19 protein-coding genes are annotated in these 25472 nt (G+C 68.9%); 12 read left to right on the forward strand and 7 right to left on the reverse strand.

Translation table 11 applies throughout. From position 1 onward, the window contains the following. Positions 1-320 precede the first annotated feature (320 nt). Entirely contained in the window at positions 321-2486 is a 2166-nt protein-coding gene (locus RIF23_RS17960; RefSeq protein WP_310913754.1) for an elongation factor G-like protein EF-G2, read from the forward strand. An 85-nt stretch (positions 2487-2571) separates the two neighbouring features. After that, on the forward strand, positions 2572-3420 hold the full coding sequence (locus tag RIF23_RS17965) for an alpha/beta hydrolase (protein WP_310913755.1): 849 nt from the start codon (positions 2572-2574) through the stop codon (positions 3418-3420). Between the two features lie 198 nt (positions 3421-3618). Here RIF23_RS17965 and RIF23_RS17970 read toward each other — a convergent pair whose 3' ends face one another. Together RIF23_RS17970 and RIF23_RS17975 are read right to left on the reverse strand one after the other, a co-directional pair. Then, a complete protein-coding gene (locus RIF23_RS17970) occupies positions 3619-4416 on the reverse strand; it encodes a M48 family metallopeptidase (RefSeq protein WP_310913756.1) in 798 nt (265 codons plus the stop codon). An 87-nt stretch (positions 4417-4503) separates the two neighbouring features. After that, positions 4504-6150: an amidohydrolase gene (locus RIF23_RS17975; RefSeq protein ID WP_310913757.1), complete on the reverse strand. Its 1647-nt coding sequence runs from the start codon at positions 6148-6150 to the stop codon at positions 4504-4506. A gap of 246 nt (positions 6151-6396) precedes the next feature. Here RIF23_RS17975 and RIF23_RS17980 point away from each other — a divergent pair, with 246 nt between their 5' ends. Further along, a complete protein-coding gene (locus RIF23_RS17980; protein WP_310913758.1) occupies positions 6397-7479 on the forward strand; it encodes an acyltransferase family protein in 1083 nt (360 codons plus the stop codon). A 95-nt stretch (positions 7480-7574) separates the two neighbouring features. On the opposite strand, the gene RIF23_RS17985 is transcribed toward RIF23_RS17980, so the two are convergent. Next, entirely contained in the window at positions 7575-8513 is a 939-nt protein-coding gene (locus RIF23_RS17985; RefSeq protein WP_310913759.1) for a CDP-alcohol phosphatidyltransferase family protein, read from the reverse strand. 212 nt (positions 8514-8725) lie between these two features. On the opposite strand from RIF23_RS17985, the gene RIF23_RS17990 reads away from it, so the two are divergent. From RIF23_RS17990 to RIF23_RS18005, 4 genes are all read left to right on the forward strand, one after another. Next, a complete protein-coding gene (locus tag RIF23_RS17990) occupies positions 8726-10165 on the forward strand; it encodes a GuaB1 family IMP dehydrogenase-related protein (protein ID WP_310913760.1) in 1440 nt (479 codons plus the stop codon). A 432-nt stretch (positions 10166-10597) separates the two neighbouring features. Further along, positions 10598-11413: an ATP-binding cassette domain-containing protein gene (locus RIF23_RS17995; RefSeq protein WP_310913761.1), complete on the forward strand. Its 816-nt coding sequence runs from the start codon at positions 10598-10600 to the stop codon at positions 11411-11413. Continuing rightward, positions 11410-13578, forward strand: a complete 2169-nt coding sequence (locus RIF23_RS18000) for a YhgE/Pip domain-containing protein (RefSeq protein WP_310913762.1) — start codon at positions 11410-11412, stop codon at positions 13576-13578. Before RIF23_RS17995 ends, RIF23_RS18000 begins: the two co-directional genes overlap by 4 nt. 33 nt (positions 13579-13611) lie before the next feature. Continuing rightward, entirely contained in the window at positions 13612-14193 is a 582-nt protein-coding gene (locus tag RIF23_RS18005; RefSeq protein ID WP_310913763.1) for a TetR/AcrR family transcriptional regulator, read from the forward strand. A 188-nt stretch (positions 14194-14381) separates the two neighbouring features. On the opposite strand, the gene RIF23_RS18010 is transcribed toward RIF23_RS18005, so the two are convergent. The 3 genes from RIF23_RS18010 to RIF23_RS18020 form a co-directional block, all read right to left on the reverse strand. Further along, positions 14382-15509, reverse strand: a complete 1128-nt coding sequence (locus tag RIF23_RS18010; RefSeq protein WP_310913764.1) for a VanZ family protein — start codon at positions 15507-15509, stop codon at positions 14382-14384. Between the two features lie 189 nt (positions 15510-15698). After that, positions 15699-16460 carry a class I SAM-dependent methyltransferase gene (locus RIF23_RS18015; RefSeq protein WP_310913765.1) on the reverse strand — a complete coding sequence of 254 codons (762 nt, stop codon included), beginning with the start codon at positions 16458-16460 and terminating at the stop codon, positions 15699-15701. Further along, complete coding sequence (locus RIF23_RS18020; RefSeq protein ID WP_310913766.1) at positions 16453-17244, reverse strand: class I SAM-dependent methyltransferase; 792 nt, start codon at positions 17242-17244, stop codon at positions 16453-16455. The genes RIF23_RS18015 and RIF23_RS18020 overlap by 8 nt, the downstream gene beginning before the upstream one ends. 166 nt (positions 17245-17410) lie before the next feature. Between RIF23_RS18020 and RIF23_RS18025 the strand changes: the two genes are divergently transcribed. Then, on the forward strand, positions 17411-19609 hold the full coding sequence (locus tag RIF23_RS18025; RefSeq protein WP_310913767.1) for a hypothetical protein: 2199 nt from the start codon (positions 17411-17413) through the stop codon (positions 19607-19609). On the opposite strand, the gene RIF23_RS18030 is transcribed toward RIF23_RS18025, so the two are convergent. Then, a complete protein-coding gene (locus RIF23_RS18030; RefSeq protein ID WP_310913768.1) occupies positions 19522-20892 on the reverse strand; it encodes an acyltransferase family protein in 1371 nt (456 codons plus the stop codon). The genes RIF23_RS18025 and RIF23_RS18030 overlap by 88 nt on opposite strands. 131 nt (positions 20893-21023) lie before the next feature. Between RIF23_RS18030 and RIF23_RS18035 the strand changes: the two genes are divergently transcribed. From RIF23_RS18035 to RIF23_RS18050, 4 genes are all read left to right on the forward strand, one after another. Continuing rightward, complete coding sequence (locus tag RIF23_RS18035) at positions 21024-21959, forward strand: DUF3068 domain-containing protein (protein WP_310913769.1); 936 nt, start codon at positions 21024-21026, stop codon at positions 21957-21959. Between the two features lie 6 nt (positions 21960-21965). Further along, the gene (locus RIF23_RS18040) at positions 21966-22916 is read left to right on the forward strand and encodes a decaprenyl-phosphate phosphoribosyltransferase (protein WP_310913770.1); all 951 of its coding nucleotides are present in this window, start codon (positions 21966-21968) and stop codon (positions 22914-22916) included. Further along, on the forward strand, positions 22906-24291 hold the full coding sequence (locus RIF23_RS18045; protein ID WP_310913771.1) for an FAD-binding oxidoreductase: 1386 nt from the start codon (positions 22906-22908) through the stop codon (positions 24289-24291). Before RIF23_RS18040 ends, RIF23_RS18045 begins: the two co-directional genes overlap by 11 nt. Positions 24292-24380: 89 nt before the next feature. Further along, positions 24381-25151 carry a decaprenylphospho-beta-D-erythro-pentofuranosid-2-ulose 2-reductase gene (locus RIF23_RS18050; RefSeq protein ID WP_310913772.1) on the forward strand — a complete coding sequence of 257 codons (771 nt, stop codon included), beginning with the start codon at positions 24381-24383 and terminating at the stop codon, positions 25149-25151. Positions 25152-25472: the final 321 nt, after the last annotated feature.

Raw genomic sequence — 25472 nt, forward strand, 5'->3', positions numbered from 1 at the left:
GCGCCATTCATGCGGGCTCTCCGCAGAGATGTTCCGGCGTGTCTGTGCCCCTGCTGGCATGGAACCTGCCGGTGACGGGTGGCGCACGGTTGGGGATACCCACCCCGTGCCACCCACATCGGCCCCACCTGGGCTCCATCGCCTGGGAGCCACCCATGGAGGCCAGAACCGCCGTACCCCAGCCACGGGGCACGGTGCACACCGCCCCGAGGCCACCCCGGTTTCCCCCTTGTGATATGAGCCACTCCGGGCGAACGTGGGTACGTGTCGTGTATCACATTCGCGGCAGGAGCGGCACGACCCACAGGGAGGCGATGAGCATGGCGGACCGGTCCGGTTCAGCACCCTCCGGCAGGGTGTCGACGGTCGACCAGCCCACGGCGATCCGCAACGTGGTACTGGTTGGCCCGTCCGGCGCAGGAAAGACGACGCTTATTGAGGCACTGCTGTATGGCAGCGGAACGATCGAACGTGCCGGACGAGTCGAGGACGGCACCACGACCAGCGACTTCGACACAGTGGAGATCCGACAGAACCGATCGGTCGCGCTGACCCTGGAACCGATCTGGGTCGGTACCACCAAGATCAACCTCCTGGACACCCCGGGCTATGCCGATTTCGTGGGCGACCTGCGGGCGGGGCTGCGGGCGGCGGATGCCGCCCTGTTCGTGGTCTCGGCCGTGGACGGGGTGGACGGACGAAGCGCCATGCTCTGGGAGGAGTGCGCGCGCGTTGGCATGCCACGTGCGGTGGCCCTCACAAAGATCGACCATCAACGCGCGGACACGGCCGGAACGGTCGAGCAGTGTCGGGAGCGTTTCGGCCCGGGCGTGCTTCCCGCCTATCTGCCCGCGTACCAAGGCCAGGGCGAGGACCGAGACGTTTCCGGTCTGGTGGGGGTACTGTCCGGGCGCTGGTATCCGCCGACTCACGGCGCCTCCGAGGACTCCTCCCCAACCCCGGAACTTCCCGACGACCTCGCCGCGGAGGTGGCCACCGCACGGGAGGCGCTCGTAGAGGGCATCATCCAGGAAAGCGAGGACGAGCGCCTCATGGAGCAGTATCTGGCCGGCGAGGCGCTCGATCCGGACGCGCTCATCGCCGATCTCGAGACAGCGGTGTTGCGCGGACGGTTCCATCCTGTGCTTCCCGTGTCGGGAACTCGGGGTATCGGAATCTCCGAGCTACTCACCGAAATTCCCCGCGCCTGCCCGAACCCCACCGAACGCCCGCTGCCGGAGGTGACGACTCCCGAGGGCGCTCCGCTACCGGAGCTCAGCTGCGACCCGGAGGGGCCGCTGGCCGCGGAGGTCCTCAAAACCAGCAGTGATCCCTATGTGGGCAGGATCAGCCTCGTGCGCGTGTTCTCTGGGACGCTACGACCGGATGTCACAGTGCACATCTGTGGCCACGGCCACGTTGAGCGTGGTCAGGGCGAACACGACACCGACGAGCGCATCGGTACCGTGTCGTCTCCGCTCGGGAAACACACCCGCCCCTGTGGCGAGGTCATCGCCGGGGACGTGTGCGCGGTGGCGAAACTGGCCTCGGCTGAGACCGGCGACACCATCTCCCAGCGGGACTACCCGCTACGCATCTCGCCGTGGAGCTTTCCCGAGCCACTCCTGCCCGTGGCGCTGCGCCCGGCGGCGAAGTCCGACGAGGACCGGCTGGCACAGGCGGTATCCCGCATCGCCAGTGAGGACCTCACGCTCCAGGTGGAGGTAAACCCGGAGACGCACCAGCTGGTGCTGTGGTGTATGGGCGAGGCGCACCTGGACGTCATCATGGACCGGCTGAACAACCGCTACGGAGTCAAAGTTGAGACAGAGCCGGTGCGGGTCCCCCTGCGGGAGACCTTCACGGTTCCCGCCCAAGGCAAGGGCCGCAATGTGAAGCAGACCGGCGGGCACGGCGAGTACGGCATCTGCCACATCGCGGTAGAACCACTGCCCCCCGGATCGGGCCTGGAGTTCGTGGACAAGGTCGTCGGGGGAGTTGTGCCCCGCCAGTACATTCCCTCAGTGGAGAAGGGGATCCGAGCCCAGATGGAGCAGGGGGTGAAATCGGGCTATCCCGTGGTGGACATCCGGGTCACACTGTACGACGGCAAGTCCCACTCGGTGGACTCCTCGGACATGGCATTCCAGAAAGCCGGGAAACTCGCCCTCAAGGACGCGGCCGAGAACGCGCGGGTTTCCATGTTGGAGCCGGTCGACCACGTCACCGTCGTTGTCGATGAGGACTACGTTGGCGCGGTGATGAGCGACCTCTCCGCCCGACGCGGCCGTGTCCTGGGCAACGAGCCGATCGGCGCGGGGCGGGTACGGATCAGGGCGGAGGTCCCGGAACTGGAGATCTCGCGCTACGCAATCGACCTGCGTTCGCTGTCGCACGGCACCGGCACGTTCAGCCGCGAGTACCTTCGGCACGAACCGCTGCCGCAGCATCTCGCCGAAAAGTACACCACCGGTGCCGCCCCCTGATGTCACTGTGGTCGACCGTCGGGGACGCAGCGCGTTCGTTTCCGGCGGTTGACCACACACCCCACCGCTCTGCCAGCCTGAGACCGTGGCGATCGCACTGGATGAACTCGGCAGCGGCACACTACGGGTCGTCCTCGTGGTTCTCGTTGTGCTTCTGGTCCTACTCGGACTGCTGTACGTGGGGCAGCGCAAGCTCATCTACCTCCCGGGTGCGGCCGATCCGGGGCCGGCCACAGAGCACGTCGCCGCGGCCACGGAGCTCGTTCTGAACACCGAGGACGGAGTGGCGCTGGGGGCGTGGCTGATCCCCGCGGATGCTCAGACCGACCGCGGTATGGCGGTGCTGGTGGCCAACGGAAACGCCGGCAGCCGCGCTTCCCGGGCACCGTTCGCCGCCGAACTGCGCGACGCCGGGTTCACCGTCCTCCTGTTCGATTATCGGGGCTACGGCGGCAACGACGGCAACCCCACCGAAGAGGGGCTCGCCCTGGATGTGCGCGCCGCCCAGGAGGAGCTGACCGAGGCCGGATTTCCCGCCGAGCGGACGCTCTACTACGGGGAGAGTCTGGGCACCGGGGTGGTGACCGAACTCGCCCTGGAACGTCCCCCCGCGGGCCTGGTCCTGCGGTCGCCCTATACCGACCTGGCCGCTCTGGGACGCAGTCACTATCCAATCCTTCCGGTCAGGACCCTGCTGTGGGACCGCTACCCGACGATCGACCGCATCGGCGAGATTCGGGCACCCACGACCGTCATCTATGGCGGGGCGGACTCGATCGTTCCTCCGGAGCAGAGCCGTGAGGTCGCGGCGGCCGCGGGAAACCTGCACGAGGAACTGGAGATCCCCGGAGCGGACCACAACGACGCCGCAATGTTCACCGGAGCGGAACTCATCGGAGCCGTCGAACGCCTGGGGGATGCCGCCACCGGGTGAGCACCCCGAGGTCCCCAGTGCCAGGTAACGGGAGCTAGGTCCTGTTTCGTGAGCCATTTCGGGCTCGCGTCTCCCAGGACGACGCGCGCTGCGCCGATGCGCGCACACAGCCAAACCAGGATGCCGTTCGCACATCGGCTTGCGAGACCTCGCCCTGGAGAGCCACTCCCTCATCCGAAAGCGTTCAAGAAACACTCCCTAGAGGATGCGTCCCGGCCGGTCGCGGTCTGCCAGTGCGGCGAACCTCCAGGTGTTGACCGGATGGGACGACAACAGGTTCACCAGCCACACGAAGAAGTCACGCTCGGTGGTGGCTCGCGCCGCGACGGCAGCGAAATCAACCTGGGGGTAGAGATATTTTCCGCAGGTAAGAATGCGCAGCCCCTGCATCCCATGCGGACAGTAGGCGTGGGCGTGATTGTCGGCGGTGTACTCCTGGGCCCGGCTCAGGCTCGATCCCACACCGGGAATGAGAGTGGCAACCGAGATGCCGACCTGCCTCCAGTAGGAGGCGTGCCCCGCCGCGATGTGCCCCACCTCGTGGCCGATCACGAACCGGAGCGCTTCTGGGTCGGCGAGCCGACCACCCACCTCGAACAGGTCACTGTGGATCGCAACGTAGCGGCGAAACCCGTGTCCCGAGGCGAACGCGTTGATGACACCGTTGCCGAGGACCACGTAGGCGTCGGGTACCCGCGGTAGGCCGAAGTGGTGTGCGGCCTGGCGCACCATGGCATGGGCCTCGGGAAACTGGTCCGGGGTGATCCGCACGCCGTTCGCCCGCTGTCGGGCGTAGAGCTGGCCACGGGTGAACAGGACGAGCAGGGGTAGTCCCAACAGGAACACGGACTGGCCTGCCTCCCCCGTCTGGGCACGATTCACCACGCCAAGCAGGGTGAGCAGGGTGACCGCGATACACACGGCCAGCAGCGTGTTCTCCCGCGGGTGCCGCAACGCCCGGCGGGTTCGACGCCGCGACCACCACACCAAGGCCATGGGCGCCATTCTGCGCGGCCGTCCCCGGCGGCAGCTACCAGGCACGCAGGCACCGCGGAAACCCGCCGTCGGGCTGGGTCGTCCGGGTTACAGCTGGTAGGGCGGATCCTCGCCGGAGTCCGGGGGTGGCGCGGCGACCGGTGCACCCTCGGGCGGTGGCAATGGTGTGCTGGGTCCGGTCGGGGGCTGGGTGGGTGCTACCGGCGCTGCCCCGTTCTCTCCGGGCTCGTCGGCTGGGACTTCCGGCGCGTAGGCGTCTCCGGTCCCGTCGGTGCCATCGGTCCCATCGTCGAGCAGGGCGTTCATATCCGCTGCCTGGGTGGACGCCGGGTCCGGCACCACCGGCTGTCCACCGGGCGGGGTGGCCGGCTGGACGGGTTCCGCTGCGGATGCCCGGGCGGACGCCTGGGATGCGGTGGATTCGCCGCTGGCCGGGTCCAGGTAGGTGGTGGCGGCGACCGTCAATGCCGCGATGCCGGTACGCAGGGTTGGCTCGCGGTCCGGCGCGAAGAGCGGTGAGTGATTGCTGGGCACGTGGCGCAGCTTCTCGGCCGGGGTGTCCCCGGGTGCCTGTTCCCAGACGTCATGCGGGGTGGCGCCGATGAACCAGAACACCGCGGGGATCGGCTCCGGATCGTCCGGCAGTGCCAGCTGCGGAAAGTCCTCGCTTCCGGTCAGCGGGTCCGGCAGGTCGAGTACGTGCGCGGTTCCGAAGTAGGCCCGGTGTGCGGTGGCAACACCGACGGTGGCATCCGGCTCGTTGTGTGTGGTCACTGTCCCCTCGTCCCGCCGGATCTCGGGCTCGCGGGGAGCCCCCGCGGTTCGGGCCTCCCCCCGGATCACACGTTCGATGGCGGCGTCCACCTGCGCGGCCACCGTGGTGTCGAAAGCGCGGACCGAAATCTCGAGGTTCGCCTCGTCCGGAATGATGTTGGGGCGGCTTCCGGCCTGGAGGACACCCACGGTCACCACCGCCATCTCGGTGGGACTGACCTCGCGCGCGACGATGCCCTGGAGCCGAGTGACGATATTGGCAGCAAGCACAACGGGGTCAACCGTCGTGTGTGGTGCGGAACCGTGCCCACCGCTCCCGAAGATCCGTACCCGCAGCACGGAGCTGGCCCCGAGGATCACCCCGGCCCGGTGCGCGATCATCCCGGCCGGTTGGGGACCGACGTGTTGACCCAGCACAATGTCGGGTCGACCGACCCTGTCGTACAAACCATCCCGCAGCATGGCCTGCGCGCCGTCGAGGGTCTCCTCGGCGGGCTGGGCCACGACCACCAGGGTCCCCCGCCAGTGCTCGCGCGCCTCGGCGAGCAGGTCCGCCGCGCCCAGCATCGAGGCCACGTGCGCATCGTGCCCGCAGGCGTGCATCACCGGCACCTCGGCGCCGTTGTCGTCGACGCCACGGGCCGCGCTCGCGTAGGGAAGCCCCGTGTTCTCCTCGACCGGAAGCGCGTCCATGTCCGCGCGTACCAGCACGCTCGGTCCGGGACCGTTACGCAGCACACCCACCACTCCGGTGCCGCCGATTCGCTGGTGCACCTCGTAGCCGGACCTGGCCAGCCATTCGGCGACGGCACCGGCGGTCCGGTGCTCGGCGTGGGACAGTTCGGGGTTACGGTGCAGATCGACGTAGAGCCCCTCGACGAGCGGGAACACGTCGTCGATCCCGCGGAGTACCGTTGCGGCGAGCTGCGCGGCTCGCTCGGCCTGGGCGACCTCTGGCACCGGATTCCACCGCCTTCGTCAGCTCCCCTGGTCGTGTGCCTGGTCACATCGACGCGCACGGGCGATCGGTCTCGATTCTCCCGGCACCCTGCAATGGATCGCAAACGGGGTGCGGACAACTCCACTACCAGCTTCCCCGCCGAAGCATCCCACGCGTTGCCGTATCGTGATGATCTTGTAGGCTGTCGCTCAGTTTTTACTCAGGAACACGTGCTAACAGCGCGCACGTCGTGTGGAGGTTCTTCCGTGCCCGTGTCCCCATCGGCTGTGGCGCCCCCGGTTGCCGGCTCCGCTCCACCCGAGACCGTCCGGAAACCGGAACGCCCCGCATCCGCCTCCGGGCCGGTGCGAGATGCCCACCTGGACAACGCGAAGTTCGTGCTGATCGTCCTCGTGTTCGTGGGACACGCCATCTCCCCCGCGCGCGACACACTTCTGGCCGAGGCCGTCTACTTCTGGATCTACCTGTTCCACATGCCGGCCTTCGTGCTGATCTGCGGCTACGTGTCGGCGTCGTTCGATGGCTCCGCCCGTCGCGTGGACCGCCTGATCACCACGGTGCTGGCGCCGTACCTGATCTTCTGGGGAGTCTACGTCGCTGAGGCCCACGTCGCCGGACGCGGCTATCCGGAATCGCCGGTCGACCCGATCTGGCTCACCTGGTTCCTGGTGGCCCTGTTCGTCTGGCGGATCAGCGTACCGTTCTGGAAGCGGATCCGCTGGCCACTCGCCGTCGCGGTGGCCGTGTCCCTCGCAGCCGCCACGGTGAGCACCGGTGATGCACTGGGGATCTCCCGGATCCTGAGCCTGTTGCCCTTCTTTGTCCTGGGGCTGTGTCTCCAGCCCGGGCACCTGGAGTGGCTGCACCAACGCTGGGTGCAGGTGCTGGCCGTGCTGGTCCTCCTGGGCACAATGGTGGCCGCCGTTCCGTTGGCCAGTGAGCTGAGCACCGAGTGGGTGTTCTGGCGCGCCAGCCTGGCCGACCGGGAGGTCGACCTCCTTCCGTTGGGGATGGCCGCGCGTACCGGGTTCTTGGTCCTCGCGGGGGTACTGACCATGGCGTTCCTCGCGGTGATACCGCGAGCACAGACCTGGTTCACGCAGCTCGGTGCCTACACGATGTTCGTCTACCTGTTGCACGGCCTACCGATCCGTATCGCCGAGCAGTTGGGCTGGTACGAGGCCGTGGACGGCTACGCGGGGCTGGCGGCGAACACCGTCTCGGCCGTGGTCCTGTCCTTCGTGCTGTGCACACCCTGGGTCCGGCGGGCCACCGGATGGCTGGTCGAGCCCCACGCCACGTGGCTTCATCGGCGTTCGGGAACCTGATGTCCGGATCGGCCAGCTGGACCCGCGGAACGGGCCAGGACGTCCCGGACCGAGCGCGGTGACTGGCGGCCAGCCGCAGGACTCGGGCCACGGGCTCAGGGACGACTCTCACGGGGCTCCGCGGAACGTGCCCGGATGTGCGCCCACAGTCGATACACGACCACGAACTCGAACAGGAGCAGGCAGGCACACGCAGCGGCCACGATGACAGCGATGGTGTTCGGCAGCCCGAACAGCCACAACAGCGCCGACGCCGGCGCGAGCACGCACACGGTCATCTCGAACTCGATACCACTGAACAGGTGGGGACGCACGCGGTGGCGGGCCAGGGCCGCCCGCAGCCGATCCTCGGTAGGCAGGGGGCTGGATTCCGGACCCGGAACCGACCCGTCGGCGCCGGTCCCACCGCCGTCCGTGGGCGGCGCGGATGGCCCGTCCCTGGACGGCTCCGGGATGGCGTCGGCTCCGGTCTGCGTCGCGGCCCCGAGCGCATCGTTCGGGTGCTGAGGACGCGCCGGCGACTCGCCTGGAGACCGACACCTGCGGTGGAGCACGCGCCGGGTCGTGTCCACCTGAGCGGCGTTCAGGTAGCGCATCAGGTCCAGGAAGACGACCGGTGGCGCGAGGAGCAGGTAGAGCACGTCCCCGGTGGCCAGCCACTGCCCGGCGAGGAGCGCGCTCATACAGGCGAAGAACCGGACCCGGTCCAGGATGAAGTCGACCCAGACCCCGAACACCGTTCCCGTTCCCGTCAGCCGCGCGAGTTTCCCGTCCACACAGTCCAGTACGAAGCTGAGATGGAACAACAGCGCACCGGCAAACAGCCAGGGCCAACTTCCCAGCACCAGGCAGGCGGCCGAGCCCGCCCCCAGTACCGCGGCGCCGAAGGTCACCTGGTTCGGGGTGAGGGCGGTGTGGTTCGCGGCCCACACGACAAGCCGTCCGGCGAGGGGATCGACGAGAAACACCGTCCACCACGAGTCCCGAGACTTGTAGGTGCGCTCGCGGACCTCGGCGAGGGTGTGCTTCGCCATCGCTGCTGGGTCACCTCCGTCCGGACCAGCCACCTGACCCTGGCTGTCGCATCTGCCCGCCCAGGGTCTCGACGAACCATCGGTATGCCCGTTCGCGGGCCGGATTGCACTCCGGGCGAAGCGGGGTGATCCGCACTGTGGACCCGATCCCGCATAATTGAGACGGGTGCCTGTGGTCCGGCACTCGTGGTCGGCACCAGTCGAGGTGAGACGTGCAGTTTCTCAACGGTCAGGTCCCCGAGCAGGATCTGACCTACAGCGATGTGTTCATGGTTCCGCGTCGTTCCGCGGTGGGCTCCCGTCTGGACGTCGATCTCGCGTCCCATGACGGGACGGGTACCACCGTGCCGATCGTGGCGGCCAACATGACCGCGGTGGCCGGCCGCCGCATGGCGGAAACCATTGCTCGGCGCGGCGGCATTGCCGTACTGCCCCAGGACATTCCCCTGGATGTCGTCGCCGAGGTGGTGAGCTGGGTCAAGGACCGCCATCTGGTCCACGACACCCCGATCACCCTCGCCCCGCACGGCACGGTCGGCGAGGCACTCAACCTCCTGCCCAAACGGGCGCACAACGCGGTGATCGTCGTCGACGAGGAACGTCGTCCCGTCGGGGTGGTTACGGACGCCGACTGTGGTGGGGTGGATCGATTTACCCAGGTGCACGAGGTCATGTCACGTGACCTCCTCACCATCCCGGCCGGCACCGACCCCACCGAGGCCTTCAACACCCTGCACGACTTTCGGCACCGGCTGGCCCCGGTCATCGACGACAGCGGGGCACTCGTGGGGGTGCTGACTCGGACCGGTGCACTGCGGGCCACCCTGTACGAGCCTGCCGTGGACCAGAACCGACAGCTCCGGATCGCCGCCGCCGTCGGGGTGAACGGCGACGTGGCGGGCAAGGCGGCCCGGCTCCTGGAGGCCGGCGTGGACACGCTGGTCCTCGACACCGCGCACGGCCATCAGGAAAAGATGATCACCGCACTCCAGAAGGTGCGGGCCCTGGACCCCCAGGTGCCCGTGGTGGCGGGCAATATCGTCACCGCCGAGGGAGTTCGCGATCTGGTTGCGGCCGGAGCGGACATCGTCAAGGTCGGCGTGGGGCCGGGCGCGATGTGCACCACCCGCATGATGACGGGTGTGGGGCGTCCCCAGTTCTCCGCGGTGCTGGAGTGTGCCACCCAGGCGCGGGAGTTGGGCACCTCGGTCTGGGCCGACGGAGGGGTCCGGCATCCGCGGGACGTCGCGCTGGCGTTGGCTGCCGGGGCGAGTAACGTCATGGTCGGGTCCTGGTTCGCGGGGACCTACGAGTCCCCGGGCGACGTCGTGCGGGATGCCGAGGGGCGTATGTACAAGGAAAGCTTCGGTATGGCCTCGGCCCGGGCCGTGCGGTTGCGCACGGCCGAGGACTCACCGTTCGACCGGGCTCGTAAGGCCCTGTTCGAGGAGGGGATCTCCTCCGGCCGGATGTACCTCGATCCGCAGCGCCCCAGTGTTGAGGACCTACTGGACGAGATCATCGCCGGTGTGCGCAGTTCGCTGACCTATGCCGGGGCAGGCACTCTCGCGGAGTTCGCCGAGCGCGCCACCGTGGGGGTGCAGAGCGCGGCGGGCTACAGCGAGGGCATGCCAACTCCCACCAGCTGGTAGCCACTCCGCCGCGCCAGAGCCCCCTCCGGTTGCGGGGCGCGGTCCCACATGACGGCCGGCCCCGGGGGACACGGATACCCCCGGGGCCGAGTCACCGGGCGTATGCACCACCAGTACCCCGGTTTTCCGACGATCGCTGGACCGCTGCCTGGGCAGACCAGGGCGACGCTGAATCGCGGGCGGCACCGGTGCCGTGCCCCCCATGTGCACCTCGCTGGGCTGGCTGGCTTCATCCGGTACCTCGGTGACCAGCCGAGTCAGTTCCGTACCGGGTTCAGGTATGGAATCCGTTCGGTCACGCGCGTCTCGTTGTGGCCAAGAACACCCTTCCACAACCCTGAGGTTGGCTCGTCAGACCAACTTTTTGCACTGACTAGTCAGTTTAAACTGACTAGTCAGTGCAAAAGTAGGCGAGAGGAAGGCGGAGCTTTCATGCGCCGAGCGACCGGAGCCCGCGTCGAAGCGGAGGGCCTGGCCCTGCGGACCGGACACGGCTGGGTGTACTCGAACGTGGACTGTGCCGCGACCCCGGGCTCACTCACCGCCTTCGTCGCAGACGGCGGCGGCGGACGCACCGCCTTGCTGTTAACCCTCTCCGGACGGATGCGCCCCAGCGACGGGAGCCTGCACGTCGACGGGCACGACTGCTACCGCACCGCCCGCGCGGGCCGGCAGGTCCGACGTATCTGCGCACTGGGCCTGAGCGCCGGCGTGAACGACCTGGACGAACGCATCCGTGTGCGCGAACACCTCAACGAACGTATACACCTTCGCCTGCGGGCACCCCGACGGGAGGTACGGGACCAGGCACTCACCGCCGCCGGGCTGACCAGCGCCGACACGCACCGACTCACTGGCGAACTGTCGCTGCTGGAGCAACGCCGGCTCGGCCTCGCGCTGGCCCTCATCGAGGAGCCGCGCCTGGTTCTGGTGGACGATGTGGACCGCGGACTCTGCCCCGAAACCCGGGCCGCCCTCTGGTCCACCCTGGGGGAGCTCGCGGACCGGGGACTGACCCTGATCGCGACCTGCGCCGACGCTGAGGCGGCCCGAACTGAGGCGGGAGCGAGCACGCTCCCCCTCCACCAGGGCCCCATCGAGGACACCGACAAGACCGGTAAAACACACGCCACCTCAGGACGCACCAGCAGTGGCGGCAAGCGGCTGCGGCAAGCGGCCGCCACCGGCCGAACCTCACTGCGCGACCTTCTGGACCGCGCCACCGGACGTGGAAAGGAGGAACAGTGAAGTTCCGGCTCCCCCGCCTACCGCGATTCCACCGCCCGCGACGAGGAACCCCGCGCCGCCCCCGCTGGCTACGCCGCCCCCGGTTCCTGCCCACGGCACGGGCCACGGGCCCCTCCGTCCTGTCCTACCTCCGCTCTCCCCTACCCACGGCCGCCCTGGCCGCACTGACCCTGATCCCGCTGCTCTACGCGGGCCTGTACCTGTGGGCGTTCTGGGACCCGTTCGGCGGGATGAAGAATCTGCCCGTCGCGCTCGTCAACGACGACGAACCGGCAACGGTGGACGGCGAGGAGCTCGCGGCGGGGGACGAACTCACCGAGGAACTCCTCGACCGCGGCGACCTGGACTGGCACCTGGTCGACGACACCACTGCCGAGGAGGGAGTGGACGACGGACGCTTCTACGTCGCCCTGCGCATCCCGCAGAACTTCAGCGCGAATCTCGCCACCCCCGGCGAGGACGATCCCCGGCCGGTCCCGGCACAACTGGAAACCTACTTCAACGACGCGAACTCCTACATCGTTCGGGAACTTCTGGGCACCGCCTTCGCGGACGTGCAGAGTGCCGCGGGACGCTCCGCCATCGAGACCTATCTCGATGACATCTTCCTTGGCTTCAACGAGATCCACGACCAGACCGGAGAGGCCGCGGACGGCGCCGACGAACTGGCGGACGGCACCGACAGCGCCCAGGACGGCAGCGAGGAGCTCCACGAGGGGCTCGGCGAGGCCGCCTCAGGGTCCGACGAACTCAGTGACGGCCTTGGGGAGCTGTACTCCGGTTCGGTCGAACTCGCCGACGGCGCCAGCACCGCCTCCGCGGAAGTACACGAGCACGTCACCACTCTCGACCAGCTGGCCGACACCGTGGTCCCCCGACTGCGCGAAGACGCCCCCGCCATCGAGGATGGGGCCAACGATGTGGCGCACGTCGCCGGCACCATCGCCGACGCCCTGGACGAACTCCCCCAGGAGAGTGAAGAGGCGGCCGAGGCCGCCCACGAGATCGACCAGGCCGTAACCGACTACCTCCACGAACACCCCGAGCTGGAGTCCGAGGAACCGGAGCTCTACGACCTACTGATCGCCGTGGACTCGGTGGCCAGCCAGGCGGTGGCCGTAAACAACTTCGTCACCCTGCATGCCGCGGACATCTCCACCCTGGCCGAGGACGCGGAGGCCGTGGCCGACACCGCCGCCAACCTCGCGGCCGAAGCTCCCCAACTCGCCGAGGATGCCGAATACGCCCGCGACCGGATCGACGAGCTGGACGAAGGGCTGGCGGAGCTGGCCACAGGAAGCGGGGAGCTGCGAGACGGCCTCGCCGACGCCCACGGCGGCGCCGTGGAACTCGACGGCGGCATCGGCGAACTGCGCACCGGAGCGGGCGAACTCGACTCCGGCCTGACCGAGCTCAGTGGCGGCGCCCAGGAGTTGGCGACCGGCCTGGCCGAAGGCTTGGGCCTGATCCCCACCTACGACGAGGACTCCCGGGACCGACACGGCGACATGATGAGCGAGCCGGTGCGCCTCAGCTCCACCGTGGAGAACGAAGCCCCCGACTACGGCACCGGCTTCGCGCCGTTCTTCATCCCGCTGTCCCTGTGGGTCGGGGCCATGGTGGTGTACATGGTCCTACCCGCGACCGTGGGGCGGGCTCTGGCCAGCAGCGCCCCCTCCTGGAGGGTGGCGTTCATCAGCTGGCTGCCTGCGCTCGGAATCGGGGTGGTTCAGGTCGCGGTGATGATGGCCGTTCTCCACTTCGGCCTGGGGCTGAGCGCAACGCGGTGGCTCACCCTCATCGCCCTGCTGTTGCTCACCGCGGCAGCGTTCACGGCGATGGTGCAGTGGCTGAACGTCCAGTTCAACTCCGCGGGCCGGGTACTGGCCCTGGTCCTGCTGATGCTCCAGCTCACCTCGTCCGGGGGCACCTACCCGCTGGAGACCAGCCCCGCCCTGTTCCAGGCGATCGCACACTACCTGCCCATGAACTGGGTGGTCAGCGCACTACGCCACCTGATCAGCGGCGGCGACCTCACTGTGGTCCTGAACGCCTTCCTCGTGCTGGGGGCCTACCTGGTCGGTGCCCTCACCCTGACCGTCCTGGCCGTCTCCCGGAAGCGGGTCTGGAGCATGCACCAACTCCACCCCTCCCTGAAACTGTAAGACTGTTCCTATGGACGTAGCAGAGGAGACCCCGTGAGCGCTCGGCGGGAGGACACCCGGCGACGCCTGTTCCACGCTGCGGTGTCACTGATTGCGGAACAGGGGTTCGGCGCCACGTCGGTGGACCAGATCGCCGAGCGCGCGGGGGTCGCCAAGGGCACGGTGTACTACAACTTCGGCGGCAAAACCGAACTGTTCACCGCGCTCCTGGCCTGGGGGATCAGCCGCCTGGCCGAGGAGATGCGGGCGGCGGCCGAAGCCGCCCCGTCGGGGACCGCCCTCACCGAGGTGCTCCGCGCGGAACTCGCCTTCATCGGCGAACACGAGGCGTTCGCCCGGCTGCTGGTATCCGAGGCGTGGCAGACGAACCAGGCCTGGTACGCCACCGTCCAGCAGATCCGGAACGAGGCGATCAGCGTCATCGGTGCCGTGCTGGACACGGCGGCACGCCGGGGATCGGTCCCGGCCACCCTCGACACCGGGGTGGCTTCCTCCGCCCTCTTCGGCATGGTGCTCACCGTGGCTCTGGACTGGCGAACTCTCCAGCCTGAGCGCCCCATGGAGGAGATCCACGCGATCCTGGTTCAGCTGGCACAGGGCATGGTGTCCCGCTGACACGTTCCGGTCGGACCCCTGCCCCGAAGGCACGGGCCCGACCGGAACGGGGGCAGCCGCGCGCGCCCTGCCAGCTGCCCCCGTCAACCACCCGGATCGTTGGTCCGAGCGGCTCAGGGTGCCCACAGTAGCCCGCTGGCGTGGTGCCGCACATCCTCCGTGAGAGCCATCCCGCCCTCCCCCCAGGGTTAGGGGGTGGCCTCCACCGTGTGGGGGACCCGTGGGGCGTGGTACCGGGTCATCCGCGGTGGCAGTCCACCACGGAGAATCGTGCTGGTAACCACCCGCGTTCCGCAGAGCAGGTCGGCAAGGCCCCGCTGGTCCCGCCGGGCCACGGCGGGTGCGCCGTGTACGGCCACGACGAGAAGCGCCCACCAGGGCAGGCCCAGCACGAACAGGGTCACCACCGGCCCGTGCACGAGCACGGAGCGCAGCAGTACACGCCACCGGGACGCCGGCCCCGTCCCGGTGGCCATGCCGAGCCCCAACGCGAACACCATGCGCCCCAGGGTCTGGCGCAGGGGGGACAGCAGCGGAACCACACCCGCCATCAGCACCGCCAGCCCCACCAACACCAGGTCGAACGCCGTCGGCCCCGCCAGCGGGTGGACTGCGCCCGCACGCACCAAGGCCCCCGTGATCACCGCAGCCGTGAGCCACCACAGCGCCAGGTCCAGCAGCAGGGCCAGCTGGCGACGGAGGCCCGAGGGCCGCATCAGGTCGGGCATCCCCGCGGGCCAGCCGCGGCGAAGCACGCGGGTGGTCAGTGGTCGCGCCGCCAACCAGCCGATCAGAGCACCCAGCCCCCCAGCCAGCACGTCGTCGGTGGCGGCCACCCGGTAGGCACATGGATAGGCTCCGAACACCCCGGTCAGTTGCACCAGCTCCACAGCCCCGGCCACAGCCACCGCCAGGCCAACCGTTCGCAGGAGGCCCTGCCGGTAGCGGTACCAGGCCAGCGCACCCACCGGAAGAAACACCGCGGCGGTGATCCCGGCTCGCAGCAGCGCGTCGGTGGTCAGTGGGGTGAGTGTGGCGCCGGGCTGCGGCTGTGCAGCGCTGCCGCCACCGGTACACAGCTGCCCGGTGGGCAGTGGCCACAGAGCCGCGAGCGCCACCAGCCAGCCAGTTGCGACCGTGGCCAGGGTGATCAGGCCCGGCCAGCCGCCAAGCCAGCCGAACACGCGGTGCTGGCGGTACAGAAACAGCGCGGAGGCCACGACCACGACCAGAGATGCCGAGGAGATGACCAGCGCCTCGGTCCCGGCTGTTCCCGGAATCGCCAGCGGCAGAACTCGTTCGATGCCCCATCCCATAGTCCGGCCAGGCTAGCGGCTCCGTACCCGTCCGGGAGCACGTTTCGCGGGTTTCCCACCCGGGGCTGGTTCGGAAGGGGTGTCTGACCGCACCCCCAGCCTCCGATCCACGGCTTGGGAAGGGGGCGGGGCTGGCAGGCTCGCCGTCGCCCATCGGCCCGGCGGTTGCCGGACCGGTTGACGGACCGTTCAGTCCGGGTGTCGCTTCCGCAGGACCAGCAGCAGGTTCCACGTCACGATCTCCCGCAGCCCCGGGATCCGCACCACCGGGCGCATCCACCAGGGGTGGTAGCGCGGTTGGATATCCACGATGTCGGCGTTGGGTGTGGCGCGGGCCCACCTCAGGGCCTCGGCGACGCTCACCGCGAACATGGTGCTGCCGTAACGGTTCTTGGGGGGCCGTCCGGTGCGTCGCTCGAACCGCCGCGCCGCGAAGTCGCCCCCCAGGTAGTGCCAGGGGGAGGTCTCGTGTCCGCCCCACGGGGACCACCACACCGTGTAGGAGAGGTAGACCACTCCTCCGGGACGGGTTACTCGCACCATCTCTTCGGCCATGGTGTGCGGGTCGGGAACATGCTCCAGGACGTTGGAGGAGAAGCAGACGTCGACCTGGCTGGTGCGTACCGGAAGCTGAAGGGCGCTGCCGAGTACGGCGGCCCCCGGAGCGGTCCCGTCCCGTGCGGTCAACTCTTCGGCATCGGCGTCCACACACACGCAGCGGGCACCGGCCGCCCGCAGCTCCGCGGCGAAATAGCCGGGACCGCCGCCAACATCCAGGACCTGGGCTCCGGCCAGCTCGCAGTAGCCGCGGAGCTGCGCCACAGTGTCGCGGGCCAGGGTTCCGTAGAAGTGGTCCGGGTCGGTCTGCTCGCGGCGGAACGCGGAGAACAACCGGACCGAGCGTCCCAGTGTGGCTCGGAACTGTTCCGGGCGTTCGGCGACGTCACCCATGCGGGGACGCACCGTCGGTCTCGGTCGGGTGGGAACCCACGCTGTCGCGACATCCGTAGTACCGGAGGTGTTGCCAATGGTCCCCGGCCCAGTACTCCGTCACCGCGTGCACCGTGACCCCGTTCCGCGCGAGGAGCGAGCACACCTGTGGTTGCGGCATGGTGTGCATGCGCATCGGTGCGGGGTACCGAAGCAGCAGGCGCTGGCCCCAGCGAATCACCGCCTGGGGGGCGTAGCGGAACACGATCCCCTTGAGGGTCCGTCGCTCCCGCGCCGGTACACCGAGGACGAGGCAGCCTCCTGGGCGCAGCACCCGCGCGAGCTCCTGGAGGTAGGAACGGGCCAGCTCGGGGGGCATGTGCTGGAACACGAGATCGCTGTAGACGAGGTCGAACGAGGCGGACTCCAGCTCCGGCAGTTCGGCCGTGTCCCCGCCGTGGTGCAGGAACGTCACCGGCCCGGAGCCCCGGTCCAGGCGCCTGGCCTCGGCGAGCATGGGTTCGGAGATATCCACGCCGACGACCTCTGCGAAGTGGCGGGCGAGTGCGTGGGACAGCCGGCCGGCACCGCAGCCGAAGTCCAGGGCCCGCCCCGGTTCCGGCGCGATTCGCAGCTTCGCGAGTTGGTCGAGGGCAGCGTCAACCTCGGCGTCCCCGGAAGCGAGGAACTCGGTGTCGTCCCAGCCGCCATCGCGTTTGGTGGGGTCGACACACACCGCCCACAGTGGCTCGGCCGAGCCCAGCACGGTCCAGTCGTGCCGCAGCTGAGCCAGGGCACGCTTCATCGTCGCCACCACCCCGCCCGGGTCTGCTGCATCAGGTTCTCACTCACTTCCGTTCTGCCCGTCCGGAACTGCAATGATATGGGTGCCACGTATTGGAACGTGTTGTACCACAACGGAGTCACTGTCCGGTGCCCCAGGGCCGTCCGGACCCGGAGGGCAGGAGCCCATGACCGAGGAGCATCCCGGCGGGTCGAATCCCGCGGCCACGACGGCGGCAGCTTCGGAGGAATCCGCGGCCCCACAGGGGGCGGCGACAACCGGCGAGTCCCCCGTGGTGGTGGAGTTTCGGCTGCGTGTGCCCACCTGGATGCGCACCCTGTGGTCGATGCGCCGGGACCGGATCCTGCTGGTGGGGCTGGCCCTGGTTGCCGTAGCGCTCACACACCGGGTTCTGGTCCTACGGGAGGCGTACTTCGTCGAGGACGACTTCCTGTTCTTCGCCCGCGCCTTCCACAGCACGCTGGACTGGGAGTACCTCACCGAGCTGCACAAGGGCCACCTCATGCCGGGTGCGATGCTGCTGATCTACGTGCAGACGGCACTCGCTCCCTACCATTGGGGCCTGGCCGCAGGTGTGATGGTCCTCACCCAGGCCGGAGCGTCCCTGGGCATGTTCCGGCTGGTGTGGTTGTGGTTCGGACGCCGGTGGGCCATCCTCATCCCCCTCGCGGTCTACACGTTCGCCCCGCTCACCCTGCCGGTACTCGCCTGGTGGTCGGCGGCCCTGAACGCGGTACCGCTCCAGCTGGCGATGGTGGTGGCGCTGGTGTGGCTCACCCACTACCTCCGTGATGGCACCACCGCCTACGCCTGGTACACCGCGGCGGCCGTCGTGGTGGGGATGTCGTTCGCGGTCAAGGGGATGTTCCTTCCGCCACTGCTGCTGGCGGTCGCGGTGTTGTTCCTCAGCCGTGGCAGCGTGGGACGTTCCCTCCTGCGAACCCTGGACACGCATCCCCGGTTCTGGCTGGGCATGGTGGGACTGTCCGTGGGGCATCTGCTCCTGTACCTGGCCCGGGACCGGCAGGCACCGCAGGGTGAAGGGGCCGGCATGCCCGAGCCGCAACCAGCGATCGACCTGGCAACCGGACTTCTGGGACAGACCTTCCCCTCCCTGGCCGTGGGCGGTCCGCTGGAGTGGGGCACCTCGACCCCGGCCGGGGGCCTCGTGCAGCCACAGACGTGGGTCCTGGTGGCAGCCTGGAGTGTGCTGGGTCTGCTCGTGCTGGGCACTCTCCTCTACCGTCGCCGTGCCTGGCGCGCCTGGGCCCTGCTGGCCGGATACCTTGTTCTGGTTGACCTGGTGCCCACCCTGATTGCGCGAGGCCGATACGAGGGCCTGGTGGGCCACGATCCGCGCTACGTGGCTGAGGCCGCCGTCGTGTTCGCGCTCTGCCTGGCCCTGGCACTATGGCCAACCCGTGAGGAACAGCGGGCCAGCGACGCCGACGGTCGGTCCGTCTATCGTGCACTGCCGCGGATCCGCGGACGTGGCCCCGTGGCGGTGCTGTGCACTGTGGGCTTTGTGGCGGCGGCGAGCTACTCCACCCACACCTATGCCGACACGCTCAGTGGGGATCGGGTGCGCTGGTACTTGGACACGGTCCGCTCCTCGATCTCGGCTATTCCGCCGACAGCGGCGGTCTATCCGAACCCGGTCCCCGAGGATGTCGTCCTGCCGTGGAATGGCCCGCTACGGCTGAGTTCCCACGTGCTCCCCCCACTCGCGGCGGGCTCCGCGGACGCGGAGACCGCCGAGTTGCTGGCCGAACCACGCCCCAGCACCACCCCGATGATGCTCAACGAAAACGGATTCCTCGTCACCGCCGAGCCCTCCCCACACAGTCACCACTTCGGCCCGCCGGAGGACGAGGAGTGTGTGCCCAGCTTCGACGGCCGGATGGCCTGGGATGTGCACTCCGACGGTGGTCCGGCGCACGCGGTGGGTATCGCCTACAGCGCCTCGGCCCAATCGACGCTCGTGGTGACCGCCAACGAGACCGCGGTCACCACCGTGCTTCCCCCCGCTGCCTCAGGTGGGGGCTACTACGTTCCCCTCCCCCAGCCGGTTGACCAGCTCATCCTCGATTCCGAAGACCAGGCGGTGTGCGTGCAGGCGGTGACGTACGGACCTCTCGTCCCGTCCAGCGAGGAGGACCCCTGGTCCGACCTCGACGAGGATTCCTTGGCCGAACTCGAGGAGTTGGCCGAGGAGGCCCTGGCCGAGTCCGACGACACCGAGACCGAACGATCCGAAGAGCTGGAGGATCCGGCCGGTCAGGAGGACGCGGAGTTGGATGAGCTGGATGAGGACGCACTGGCGGAATTGGAAGAGTGGGCGGAGTGGGAAGACGGTTCGGACTGAACCGGTCGTTTTCCGCTGACCAGGGGGTAGAGCCATCGCGATGTGGGGCGTTCCACGAGATGGTAGCTGGCCATGGCGGCCAGCACCGTCCCGGCGAACACCGGCCCCAGATCCAGCCAGAACGATCCGGTGAACGGCTCCTGCCCGGTGAAGTCCCGCCACAGGTACAGCACCAGGAACTGCCACAGGAAGACGCCGTAGGAGATCTTGGCGAGGAAGGTCATGGTGGGGCCGGCCATGACGGTACGCAGCCAGGCCCCGCCCGCGGCCCAGGGCGCTGCGGCATCCCGGACCGGATCGGATTTCGGCTGGAAGGCGATGGGTGCCACGAAGAAGGCGGCGAACGCGAGGGCGGTGGCGTATTGGATGATCGCCGACCAGAAACCGTCGGTGCCCATGAACCGGGGACCGGTGACCGGACCGGCCGAGACCAGGAAGGCTGCGGCGGCCACACCCCAGCACAGTGCCGGGGACTGGGCGACCGTGCGGCAGAGCCGACGCACCGGGGCGTGTGGGCGCGCATCGCGCCACGCCCACTCCGAGAGCACGGCCAGAGCCATCCCGACCGCGAACAACCCCATGGTGCGGGGCAACCAGGCGTGCATATAGGGGCGTTCCACCGGATAGAACTGCACCAGCAGCGCGACCACGGACAGTGCCATCAGCACACCCAGGCCGATCAACAGACGTCGAGCGCGTGCGTGCACGTCGGGCCGGCCGCGGCGTGCCCACCGGTGCAGCATCAGGGCCAGGACCGGCAACACCAGGTAGAAGGCGACTTCCGTACACAGGCTCCAGATCTGCCCCAGACCCTGTGGGCCGGTACCGAACCACCACGAGGGGTCCGGGTCGTAGATGAAGGTCAGCGTGAGAACCTGGAGCCACGGACCAACCGAGTCCAGGTACTCCCGGGAGTAGAGCAGCAGGGCGACGACTGCGACCACCCAGTAGGCGGGCAGGACCCGCACCGCACGTCGCCACAGGTAGGCAGCCGCCCGTGGCCGCTCGGTGTCGTCGAGGGTGGCGCGGACCCAGGGGCGGTAGAGGAGCACCCCGGACAGGGCGAAGAACAGCGGTACCGCCAGCTCGAACCCGGAGAGCAGCGCACCCCGCAGTCCCGGCTCCAGCACCACGCCAACCTCTACCGCGACGTGGAACACCAACACCATCAGTGCCGCGACCGCCCGGACCCCGTCGAGCCCGGCGTGGTGCCCGGTCACCTGGGGAAGGTCGCGGGGTTCCGCAGCATCGCCAGGTCGGGTTACCGCGGACTCCTCGACCAACGAACCTCCATGTAGAACATGTTATAAATATTCCGACACACGCTGATGACGTAGCGCGGGCAGGGGACTACCATACCTCAAACTGAACTATGTTCCAGGAAGATCACCCGCAACCCGCCCAGGAGGGGCAGATGCGCCGAAATCTGGCAATTGCATGTATCGCCTTAGGAGTCTTCGCGATCGTGCTCGCGCCTCTCCTGCGATTCTGGGTGGCCGATGCCCTGATGCGGACTCCGATGGACTACTACCAGGAGCCGGTGCATCAGGCGCAGAACGCCACCTACTTCAACATCGAGGATGTGGAGCTTGTCGAGGACGCGACGATCGAGGCGCACACCACCCTGCGCGCCGACGTCGCCGCCAGCGACACCGACGTTGTCGTATGGGACCAGTTCACCTGGGTTCGGCACGCGGACAGCCCCGGTGACAACGACTTCGCCATCGAGTCCAACACCCGCCGCGTGGGACACGACCGGTTTACCGGTGAGGCAGTCGACTGCTGCGACGCCAGTGTCAACGAGGAAAGCGTCGTCCAGACCGGGCAGGCCTACAAGTTCCCGTTCCTGACCGAACAGCGGGACTACGAGTACTTCGACACCACCACCCTCCAGGCCGAACCCATGGTGTTCGACGGTGTGGACGAGATCAAGGGACACGAGACCTACCGCTTCGTGCAGGAGATCCCGGAAACCAAGATCGACGAGCGGGTCATTCCGGCCGACGTGCTGGGGATCGAGAGTGACGACGAGGACCAGACCGACATCACCACCGACGAGATGTACTCGGTGGAACGCACGTTCTGGATCGACCCGATCACCGGAGTTCCGCTCAACCAGCACGAACACCAGCGCATTACCGCCCATGTGGACGGACAGGAGGAACTCGTCCTCATCGACGCCGACCTCCAGTGGACCGACGAGACCATCGACGCCTACATCGACAGTGCGTCGCAGGGAATGACGGCCATTCCGATCGTGCGGACCGGCTTGCCGATCGTGTTGCTGGTCGCCGGCGGAATTCTCACCGTGGGGGGCGTGATCCTCTACCTCTCGGCACGGCGGGTCTAGCCACCCATGGCTACGGCCCCCTCCCGCCCGGAGGAGACGGAACGTGCGGACCCCTCGCCGACACGTTCCGTCTCCTCCGGGCTCGTGCGGTTCCCAACCGAGCAACTCACCGGCCTGGCACGCGCCGCACGTCCTCGCCAGTGGGTGAAGAACGGGCTCGTCTTCGCCGCTCCCCTGTCCGCGGGGGTCATGCCCGAGGCTCTGGGGCGAAGCCTTGCGGCGTTCGTGCTGTTCTGCGTGGCCGCGAGTGGCACCTACCTCCTTAACGACGTCCGGGACCGACACGCCGACCGGGAGCACGAGCGCAAACGCCACCGCCCCCTCGCCTCCGGAACCCTGGGCGTTCCCCTCGCACTCGCCACCGGCGGGACACTGCTGGGAATCGCGCTGACGGCCGCATACCCTGTGGGTGGCCCCTGGCTGCTCGCCATCCTGGTCGGCTACCTGGGCTTGACCAGCCTCTACACCTTCTGGCTCAAGCACCTCGCCATCTGCGACATCGTGGCGGTAGCCGGTTGCCACGTGCTGCGGGCCCTGGCGGGTGCCGCGGTCGCGGCGGTCCCGGCCAGTAGCTGGTTCCTGATCGTGGTATCGCTGTCGGCCCTCCTGGTGGTGACCGGAAAACGGGAAACCGAACTCGGCGGGACCAGCGGACACACAGCACGCAGCGCCCTGGCCGCCTACACCGTGTCCTATCTCGCCCAGGTGCGCTCCATGGCCTCCGCCGCAGTGATCGTCACCTACTGCCTCTGGGCGTTGGAGCACCATAGTGGCGCGGCACTGGCCCTGCACGGGGCAAGCATCGTCCCGTTCATCATGGCGATCCTGCGCTACAACCTCCTGGTTTCCCGCGGCGCCGGCGAGGAACCCGAGGAGATCGCCCTGAGGGACCGCGCCATGCAGGTATTTCTGGCAACGCTGATGGTGCTGGTATCCCTGGGAATCTATGTCGTCTGAACGCATCCTCACCGGTTGGGGTCGCACCGCCCCCACCTCGGCCAGCGTCACCCGCCCACGTAGTCCCACAGAAGTGGCTACGGCCCTGCACCGCGCTCCCGGCCGGGGAACGGTGGCGCGCGGGCTGGGTCGCGCCTACGGGGACGCCGCCCAGTGTGCCGGGGGCCAGGTGTTGGATACCGCGGACATCACCCCCGGCCTGCGCATCGACGCGGACGCCGGAACGGTCACCGCGGCCGCCGGCACCAGCCTCGCCGAGCTGGTGCGCAGCCTGGTGCCGCGCGGCTTTTTCCTTCCGGTCACTCCGGGAACGCGCCACGTTACCCTGGGTGGGGCGATCGCCGCCGACATCCACGGCAAGAACCACCACCGCGACTCCTCCATCGGGGCGCACCTTCGGGATCTCACGCTGGTCACGCCGGACGGCTCCACACGACGTCTGCGTCCCGACTCACCCCACGAGGGTCGCGAGCTGTTCTGGGCGACGGTCGGCGGGATGGGGCTCACCGGTGTCATCACCGAGGCCACCCTCCACCTCATCCCCGTGGCAAGCTCCCGCATGCGCGTGGACACCGACCGCACCCCGGACCTGGACACAACCCTGGAACGCATGTGTGCGAGCGACGCCAGTCACAGCTACACCGTGGCCTGGCTCGACCTCCTCGCCCGCGGTTCCGCCACTGGCCGCGGCGTGCTCACTCGTGCCGAGCACGCCCACCCCGAAGAGCTGTGCCCCAGGGATCGGCTCCAGCCCCTGGCCTACGCCCCAGCCTCGGCGCGCCTGTCCACGCCCCCCGGTCTCCCGGGTGGCCTCCTCAATCCCGCCACCTTGCGGGCCTTCAACACGGCTTACTACCACCGCGCGCCGCTGCGGCGCCGCGGGCAGATCCAAGCGTTGGACTCCTACTTCTATCCGCTAGACGTCGTGGCCGGCTGGAACCGGCTCTACGGCCCCCGGGGGCTGGTGCAGTACCAGTTCGTGGTTCCCTTCGGCGACGCTGGGACCGCGACCCTGCGCCGGGTGGTCACCCACCTCACGCAGCGGCGGGCCCCGGCCTTCTTGACCGTGTTGAAACGCTTCGGTGCCGCGACCCCGGCGCCGTTGTCGTTCCCGTCCCCGGGCTGGACCCTGGCCGTGGACCTTCCGGCGGACACCCCCGGCCTGGGGGCACTGTTGTCGCGCCTGGACGCGTGGGTGCTGTCCGCGGGCGGGCGGATCTATCTGGCCAAGGACAGCCGCGCCAGCGCAGCCACTGTCCACGCGATGTACCCGCGGCTGGCGGAGTGGCGTCGGGTACGCGACCGCGTGGATCCACACGGCGTGCTCACCTCGGACCTGAACCGTCGGCTGCTGTTGACGGCGGGTGCGGTCTGAGATGACCAGCACAGCCGGGCATGGATGCTGGGCGGACGTGGGGCCACCCACGCAGCACACCCACCAGCGACGTTACAGGGAGCTTCACCATGCGTAACTCTGTCGGCACCGTCGACACCGTCCTGCTGTTGGGTGGCCGCAGTGAGATCGGGTTGGCGATCGTGGAACGGCTCGTGCGGGACGGGGCCCGCACGGTCGTCCTCGCCGCACGGGACGCGCACCATACTGAGGCGCTCGGTGCGGGCCCGGAGCGTCTCCGGGCGGCTGGAGCCACGGCCGTGCATCCGGTGCCGTTTGACGCCGCGGCCACCTCGGAGCATGCGGGGGTCGTTGCGCGGGCCACTCAGCTGGCCGGGGATCTGGACGTGGTCGTGGACGCCTTCGGTGTCCTGGGTGAGCAGGCCCAGTTCGAGGCGGACCCGGCCGCGGCCGCCGACGCCGTCACGGCCACCTACACCGGTCACGTCTCGATGGGATTGGCCGTTGCCGCCCGGCTGCGCGAGCAGGGCCACGGCACGCTCGTGGTGCTGTCCTCGGTGGCCGGAGTCCGGGTTCGCCGGGACAATCTCGTCTACGGCTCCGCCAAGGCTGGCCTGGACGGCTTCGCCCAGGGCCTGGACGACGCGCTCCACGGCAGCGGAGCACGGGTGATGGTGGTGCGTCCGGGCTACATTCCCACCCAGATGTCGGCGCACGTCTCCCCCGCCCCGTTCCCCGCAACCGCCGAACAGGTCGCCAACGCCGTGGCCGAAGGACTGCGCACCGGCCGCAGGGTCATCTGGGTCCCGCGGGTGCTGCGCGGCGTCTTCGCTGGCCTGCGGCTACTGCCCCGACCACTGTGGCGGCGGATCAGCCGGTGACCGGGACTCCCACCTCGTGCCCACTCGCCACCGCGCGGAAGAATACGCCGCCTCCACCCGCATCGGCCGTGATGCTGGGACGCTGGCTGCGTTCAAGTGCGGATCTGTCCCCAAGACCACCGCAACCACTCCGTTGGCCGTCGTGCGGGGGAGCGCCCCCAGGGCGCGACGCCGCCGGCGGCCGCCACGGCCCGCACCCATAAATCCACCACCGCCACCACCATTCCACGCCGGCTACCGAAATGGCGCGTGCAGCCAACCGAACCCGGCCACCACGGCTTCCGGTGCGGGGGTGGGGTCACCACGCCCCTCCGGGGCGCA

The organism is Lipingzhangella rawalii (assembly GCF_031628175.1).
GTDB classification, from domain to species: Bacteria; Actinomycetota; Actinomycetes; order Streptosporangiales; family Streptosporangiaceae; genus Lipingzhangella_A; species Lipingzhangella_A rawalii.

Excerpts from the sequence above, each read along its gene's own strand:
- RIF23_RS17960 (WP_310913754.1), top strand. The coding sequence starts at position 321 with ATGGCGGACCGGTCCGGTTCAGCACCCTCCGGCAGGGTGTCGACGGTC.
- RIF23_RS17970 (WP_310913756.1), bottom strand. The coding sequence starts at position 4,416 with ATGGCCTTGGTGTGGTGGTCGCGGCGTCGAACCCGCCGGGCGTTGCGG.
- RIF23_RS17985 (WP_310913759.1), bottom strand. The coding sequence starts at position 8,513 with ATGGCGAAGCACACCCTCGCCGAGGTCCGCGAGCGCACCTACAAGTCT.
- RIF23_RS17995 (WP_310913761.1), top strand. The coding sequence starts at position 10,598 with ATGCGCCGAGCGACCGGAGCCCGCGTCGAAGCGGAGGGCCTGGCCCTG.
- RIF23_RS18010 (WP_310913764.1), bottom strand. The coding sequence starts at position 15,509 with ATGGGATGGGGCATCGAACGAGTTCTGCCGCTGGCGATTCCGGGAACA.
- RIF23_RS18015 (WP_310913765.1), bottom strand. The coding sequence starts at position 16,460 with ATGGGTGACGTCGCCGAACGCCCGGAACAGTTCCGAGCCACACTGGGA.
- RIF23_RS18020 (WP_310913766.1), bottom strand. The coding sequence starts at position 17,244 with ATGAAGCGTGCCCTGGCTCAGCTGCGGCACGACTGGACCGTGCTGGGC.
- RIF23_RS18025 (WP_310913767.1), top strand. The coding sequence starts at position 17,411 with ATGACCGAGGAGCATCCCGGCGGGTCGAATCCCGCGGCCACGACGGCG.
- RIF23_RS18035 (WP_310913769.1), top strand. The coding sequence starts at position 21,024 with ATGCGCCGAAATCTGGCAATTGCATGTATCGCCTTAGGAGTCTTCGCG.
- RIF23_RS18040 (WP_310913770.1), top strand. The coding sequence starts at position 21,966 with ATGGCTACGGCCCCCTCCCGCCCGGAGGAGACGGAACGTGCGGACCCC.
- RIF23_RS18045 (WP_310913771.1), top strand. The coding sequence starts at position 22,906 with ATGTCGTCTGAACGCATCCTCACCGGTTGGGGTCGCACCGCCCCCACC.
- RIF23_RS18050 (WP_310913772.1), top strand. The coding sequence starts at position 24,381 with ATGCGTAACTCTGTCGGCACCGTCGACACCGTCCTGCTGTTGGGTGGC.